Annotated in this window: 4 protein-coding genes and 1 pseudogene; 1 reads left to right on the forward strand and 4 read right to left on the reverse strand. The window is 68.5% G+C overall.

Going from position 1 to position 2,738, the window contains the following annotated elements; translation table 11 throughout:
• From ACLN58_RS20545 to ACLN58_RS20555, 3 genes are all read right to left on the reverse strand, one after another.
• Positions 1-222: hypothetical protein (locus ACLN58_RS20545; protein WP_415857085.1), on the reverse strand; the 222-nt coding region annotated here is incomplete at its 3' end.
• Positions 219-791: an RNA polymerase sigma factor gene (locus tag ACLN58_RS20550; RefSeq protein ID WP_415857086.1), complete on the reverse strand. Its 573-nt coding sequence runs from the start codon at positions 789-791 to the stop codon at positions 219-221. The genes ACLN58_RS20550 and ACLN58_RS20545, both read right to left, overlap by 4 nt.
• 148 nt (positions 792-939) lie before the next feature.
• Positions 940-1,566, reverse strand: coding sequence for a protein tyrosine phosphatase (locus ACLN58_RS20555; RefSeq protein ID WP_415857087.1), 627 nt, complete (start codon positions 1,564-1,566; stop codon positions 940-942).
• 211 nt (positions 1,567-1,777) lie between these two features.
• Between ACLN58_RS20555 and ACLN58_RS20560 the strand changes: the two genes are divergently transcribed.
• Positions 1,778-2,155 carry a glyoxalase superfamily protein gene (locus tag ACLN58_RS20560; RefSeq protein WP_415857088.1) on the forward strand — a complete coding sequence of 126 codons (378 nt, stop codon included), beginning with the start codon at positions 1,778-1,780 and terminating at the stop codon, positions 2,153-2,155.
• Between the two features lie 219 nt (positions 2,156-2,374).
• Here the strand turns inward: ACLN58_RS20560 and ACLN58_RS20565 are convergent.
• Positions 2,375-2,738 (reverse strand): annotated as a pseudogene (locus tag ACLN58_RS20565) (glycosyl transferase); the annotation flags it as partial.

The following is a 2,738-nucleotide window of genomic DNA, read 5'->3' on the forward strand; positions in this document are numbered from 1 at the left end:
CACGGCGGTCAGGGCTTCGGTCGGCGCGGCCGCCGGTTCGCCGGACGCCGGCTCGGGAAGGAGGAGTGCCGCGACGGCAGGGCTCGGCTCGACGGGACCGGCGTGCGCGAACGAACGGAGGTTCTCGAGCAGGGGACGCAGGTCCTCGGCGTCCTCAGGCTCGGTGTCTGCGAGGAGCTGCTCGATCACCAGGAGATCTTCGGGATCGGGTGTCGGGTTCATGAGTGGCTCTGTTCTGTGATGAGAGCTTGGCTTCGGAGCGCGTCCAAGGCGCGTCGCTGAAGCTGTTTGATGGCGCCGGTCGTCCGGCCCATGACGTCGGCGGACTGTTCGATGGACAGATCCGCCACCACCCGCAGGAGCAGGACTTCGCGGTGATCTTCGGTGAGCCCGTCGAGCAGGCTCATGACTCCGGTTCCGGCGAGGGCTGCTTCTTCCGCCGTGAGCGAGGTGGTCCGGGGATCAGACTCCGGATCGTGGGGGACGAGCGTGGGGGTGCGCTCGCGGCGGCGGTAATGATCGACCGTTCGGGAGTGGGCGATCGTGAAGAGGAGAGCCTTGGCGCCGTCGAGCCCGCCTCTGAGGCCGGGCCCGCTGCCTTGGGGGGAGAGGCGCGAATAGAGCGAGAGGAAAACGTCCTGCGTGATGGCCTCGGGGTCGTCGACGCCCCGGGCACGCAGATAGCCGAGCACGGACGGTGAATACGCTCGGTAGGCGGCGGTGAAGAGTTCGCCCTGATCGCCAGAATCCACAGAGGGGTTCTCGCGGAAGGTCTCCTCTTGCTGCTCCAAGCGGTCTACCTTTCTGGCATTCTGGCCGGCGCACCGTGCCCTCGTCAGGGCGTGCAGCCGCCGGTCTCGTGCTGGCCGATGGGGGCCCGGAGTGGGCCGGGCCCCCAGAAACGACTTGCCAGCCTACCTCAGTTTGGCGGCGAAGGTGTTACGGGCGCACCGCGCTGGTGGCCTGATCCGCGAGGCCCGAAGCCGCACCCGGGAGGGCCGGGGTCGACGGGAGGGCCGGGGTGGACGGCAGCGCCGGGACGGCCGGAACCGCGGGCAGCGACGGGAGGGTCGCGGAGCCGTCGGCGCCGGCGGAGACGTTCGCGCCAGCCTGAGCGGAGCCGCTGGCACCGGCCGCGGACAGCGTGGTCGAGCAGAACGACGAGACGTTGGCGTCACCGTGCGCGGCGGCCGTGAGGTTGTTGAGGTCCACCGAGCCAGCGGTCAGACCGCCCTTGACGAACGTCTGGCAGAGGTTCGCGAGGTTCGCGGCGCTCAGGTCCGGCGTGCTCGGGAGCGCGGCGGCCGGGGCGGACGGAAGGGCCGGCGTGGACGGAGCAGCCGAGGCAGCCTGGCCGGCCGCCTTCTGAGCCGTCGCGGTGCCGTTGGCCACCGTGGAGTCCACGTTGGGGGACGGGGCGCCGATGATGTTGTGCGCGGCCTGCTGGACCGGCGTGGGGAGGGCGTTGGCGTAAGCAGCCGTGCCGGCACCGCCAACGGCGATGGCGCCGACGGCGATCGCGCTCGCGGCGAGCTTGCTGGAAGCGAGAACACTGAAGACGGACATGGAGAGCTCCTCAGGAAGGGTCGAAGTGGTTGGGAGGACCGCCGCGGTCGGCCCTACGTCGCCTTAACCGACCCGCTTTCGAGGAAAGTCACGCGGGAGGCACAAATTTTTTTCGGCACTTCTGCCCGGCCCTTTTGCTGCGGACACAACCTGTCCGCAGGGGGTCCGTGAGGCCTACCCGCCGGCCCCGTCCGCTTCTAGCGTTGGGGGCATGGAATGGAAGCTTGAACTGGTGTTCGTGCCCGTGTCCGACGTCGATCGGGCCAAGGACTTCTACGTCAACAAGGTGGGCTTCAACGCCGACTACGACGAGCGCGTCAACGAGAATCTGCGCTTCGTCCAGCTCACGCCGCCCGGCTCGGGGTGCTCGATCGCGATCGGCGAGGGGCTCAACGACGCCCCTCCGGGAACGGCTCCGAGCCTCCAGCTCGTGGTCAACGACATCCAGGCCGCCTACGACCACCTCAAGGGCAACGGCGTGGACTGCAGCGAGATCGACATCCAGGACTGGGGGCACTTCGTGTACTTCACGGACCCCGACGGCAATAAGTGGGCCGTGCAGTACATGCCGTACAAGCAGAACGCCTAGCGCGGGATGGCTTGAACGCCGACGTCTTGAACGCCGACGCCTTCAACGCAGGGCGGCAGTTACCTTCTCGTCCGGAAGTCCGCTTGAGGGGCGCTTCCTAGCGAGAAGGTAACTGCCGTTTGCGAGGGGGGCGCTTCCTCGCGAGAAGGTAACTGCCGTTGCGAGGGGGGCGCTTCCTCGCGGACGGTGACGCGATTTGGGGCGAGCTGCCCGGCTGGGCTAGCTGCCGACCGCGTAGACCGTGACGTTGCCGATGGTCTGCGCCTGGAAGTTGGCCTCGACCCACTGCTCGATCTGCTGTGCGTCGTTCGAGCCGGTGGAGCCCTGCATGAGGCTCGCCGCGATGAAGTAGTGGATCTTCCCCTCCTTCACGAGCTGCTGGAACTGCGCGAGCGTGGGGGCAGGGTCCGTGCCGTTGAAGCCGCCGATGGCCATGACCGGGAGCTGCGTGGCGAGCTGGTAGCCGGCGGCGTTGTTCGAACCGACGACGGCGGCCGCCCACGTGTACTTCGAGGCGTCAGTCTGCAGCGCGGTCACCAGGGCAGACGACGGCGTCGTGGCGCCCAAGAGGCCACCCGCGCCT

The sequence above is a fragment of the Sinomonas sp. G460-2 genome (assembly GCF_047759905.1).
Lineage (GTDB): Bacteria > Actinomycetota > Actinomycetes > Actinomycetales > Micrococcaceae > Sinomonas.

Excerpts from the sequence above, each read along its gene's own strand:
- ACLN58_RS20555 (WP_415857087.1), bottom strand. The coding sequence starts at position 1,566 with ATGTCCGTCTTCAGTGTTCTCGCTTCCAGCAAGCTCGCCGCGAGCGCG.
- ACLN58_RS20560 (WP_415857088.1), top strand. The coding sequence starts at position 1,778 with ATGGAATGGAAGCTTGAACTGGTGTTCGTGCCCGTGTCCGACGTCGAT.